This is a genomic window from Solitalea agri (assembly GCF_023914155.1).
Taxonomy (GTDB): Bacteria; Bacteroidota; Bacteroidia; order Sphingobacteriales; family Sphingobacteriaceae; genus Solitalea; species Solitalea agri.
In genome coordinates this window covers 1-2,905 of sequence record NZ_JAMWYS010000014.1, presented here as the reverse complement: position 1 = coordinate 2,905, position 2,905 = coordinate 1, and the positions used below count along the sequence as shown (strand labels likewise).

Below are 2,905 nucleotides of genomic sequence, written 5' to 3'. Positions count from 1 at the left end.
ATGCCACTGATCGCTCCCGTAGCGTCCACTGAAGGACCTGCCGGAGTGAAGGTATAGGTGTTCGAGGCACTGTAGTTACTGATCGAGCTGCTGCCGTCGGCTGCGCAGGTCGCTGCTGCTGAGGCCAGCGTCGGAACCGCTGGTGCCGCTAGCATCGCTGCATTGCTGAACGAAGCTGAAGCTATCGAAGTACAGTTGCCATTATCCGCTGTTACTGTATAGCTGGTGCCCAGCACCATGCCACTGATCGCTCCCGTAGCGTCCACTGAAGGACCTGCCGGAGTGAAGGTATAGGTGTTCGAGGCACTGTAGTTACTGATCGAGCTGCTGCCGTCTGCCGCGCAGGTAGCGGCCGTTGAGGCCAGGGTCGGAACCGCTGGTGCCGCTAGCATCGCTGCATTACTGAACGAAGCCGAAGCCAATGACGTGCAGCTGCCATTATCCGCTGTTACCGTATAGCTGGTGCCCAGCACCATACCACTGATCGCTCCCGTAGCGTCCACTGAAGGACCTGCCGGAGTGAAGGTATAGGTGTTCGAGGCACTGTAGTTACTGATCGAGCTGCTGCCGTCTGCCGCGCAGGTAGCGGCCGTTGAGGCCAGGGTCGGAACCGCTGGTGCCGCTAGCATCGCTGCATTGCTGAACGAAGCTGAAGCTACCGAAGTACAGTTGCCATTATCCGCTGTTACTGTATAGCTGGTGCCCAGCACCATACCACTGATCGCTCCCGTAGCGTCCACTGAAGGACCTGCCGGAGTGAAGGTATAGGTGTTCGAGGCACTGTAGTTACTGATCGAGCTGCTGCCGTCTGCCGCGCAGGTGGCGGCCGTTGAGGCCAGGGTCGGAACCGATGGTGCCGCTAGCATCGCTGCATTGCTGAACGAAGCCGAAGCCAATGACGTGCAGTTGCCATTATCCGCTGTTACCGTATAGCTGGTGCCCAGCACCATGCCACTGATCGCTCCCGTGGCATCTACTGAAGGACCTGCCGGAGTGAAGGTATAGGTGTTCGAGGCACTGTAGTTACTGATCGAGCTGCTGCCGTCGGCTGCGCAGGTCGCTGCTGTTGAGGCCAGGGTCGGTACTGCCGGTGCCGCTAGCATCGCTGCATTGCTGAACGAAGCTGAAGCCAATGACGTGCAGCTGCCATTATCCGCTGTTACCGTATAGCTGGTGCCCAGCACCATGCCACTGATCGCTCCCGTGGCGTCCACGGTTGGACCTGCCGGAGTGAAGGTATAGGTGTTCGAGGCACTGTAGTTACTGATCGAGCTGCTGCCGTCGGCTGCGCAGGTGGCGGCCGTTGAGGCCAGGGTCGGAACCGCTGGTGCCGCTAGCATCGCTGCATTGCTGAACGAAGCCGAAGCCAATGACGTGCAGTTGCCATTATCCGCTGTTACCGTATAGTTGGTGCCCAGCACCATACCACTGATCGCTCCCGTAGGGTCCACTGAAGGACCTGCCGGAGTGAAGGTATAGGTGTTCGAGGCACTGTAGTTACTGATCGAGCTGCTGCCGTCGGCTGCGCAGGTCGCTGCCGTTGAGGCCAGGGTCGGAACCGCTGGTGCCGCTAGCATCGCTGCATTGCTGAACGAAGCCGAAGCCAATGACGTACAGTTGCCATTATCCGCTGTTACTGTATAGCTGGTGCCCAGCACCATACCACTGATCGCTCCCGTAGCGTCCACTGAAGGACCTGCCGGAATGAAGGTATAGGTGTTCGAGGCACTGTAGTTACTGATCGAGCTGCTGCCGTCGGCTGCGCAGGTCGCTGCCGTTGAGGCCAGGGTCGGAACCGATGGTGCCGCTAGCATCGCTGCATTGCTGAACGAAGCCGAAGCCAATGACGTACAGTTGCCATTATCCGCTGTTACCGTATAGCTGGTGCCCAGCACCATACCACTGATCGCTCCCGTGGCATCCACGGTTGGACCTGCCGGAGTGAAGGTATAGGTGTTCGAGGCACTGTAGTTACTGATCGAGCTGCTGCCGTCGGCTGCGCAGGTCGCTGCCGCTGAGGCCAGGGTCGGAACCGCTGGTACGGAATTTATAATTATGGTTGCCGTACTGCTATAATTACATGCATCTACTGCTGGACTGGTTGGATACCAGTTATCAGTTAAAATTGAAATTCCAAAAGTATGAGTACCTGAGGTTATAAGATTTAGAGGAATAATTACAATTGCATTCTTTCCTGTGCGAGTGATTGAGACCCCAACAGGTAATGGATTTGAGGTATTGATTGTACCCAAATCTATTCCATTTTGAGTATAGGTAAATACCCATTCAGGAGAGCCAACAGTAGAAAGATCATCACTCGTTAGGCTCACTGTTAAGTTAACAGGTTGAGAAGTACAAGCTGCAGCCTGAGAGAGTGAAACAGAAGCCGTTGGAGGCATTTTAATGTCTATCGCACATTGACCGAAGGAATAATTAGCACAAAACAATAGTAGTACAGCAACAATAATATTGCTGTACCAAATTGTTCCGTTATTAGCTGTATTCGTATTATTCTTCATACTAAGCTTGATAAATCATTTATTTATGCACATCCGGTCTACCTTAATTAGGGAGTTAGCCCATTACAAGTTCCTGGACAACCATAAGTAGCATCTTCTACTTCCACAGAGTATGATCCCCTAACTAACTTGTCAAATGTGAATACACCCGTTCCCGTTCCTGTATCAATTTGTACTCCATTCAATTTCAAGATGAACTTGTAGTTCCCTGATCCCCCAGCAGGCGTTACAATAATAGCCCCTGTTGGTGTTGTTTCATTCTTACAAACCACGTTGGTGAATTTGTAAGTGTAGGTGATAGGGTCAAGAACTTTAATCGTTCCGGTGGTAGATACCGTTCCGCATCCGCCGGTTAAGTTAATGGTATATGTAAACGGACCTGATAC

Annotated in this window: 2 protein-coding genes; both read right to left on the bottom strand. The window is 53.3% G+C overall.

Going from position 1 to position 2,905, the window contains the following annotated elements; genetic code table 11:
* The coding region (locus NF867_RS03760) for a hypothetical protein (protein WP_252586211.1) at positions 1-2,519 on the bottom strand (2,519 nt) is incomplete at its 3' end.
* Positions 2,520-2,566: 47 nt separating this feature from the next.
* Positions 2,567-2,905: hypothetical protein (locus tag NF867_RS03755; protein ID WP_252586210.1), on the bottom strand; the 339-nt coding region annotated here is incomplete at its 5' end.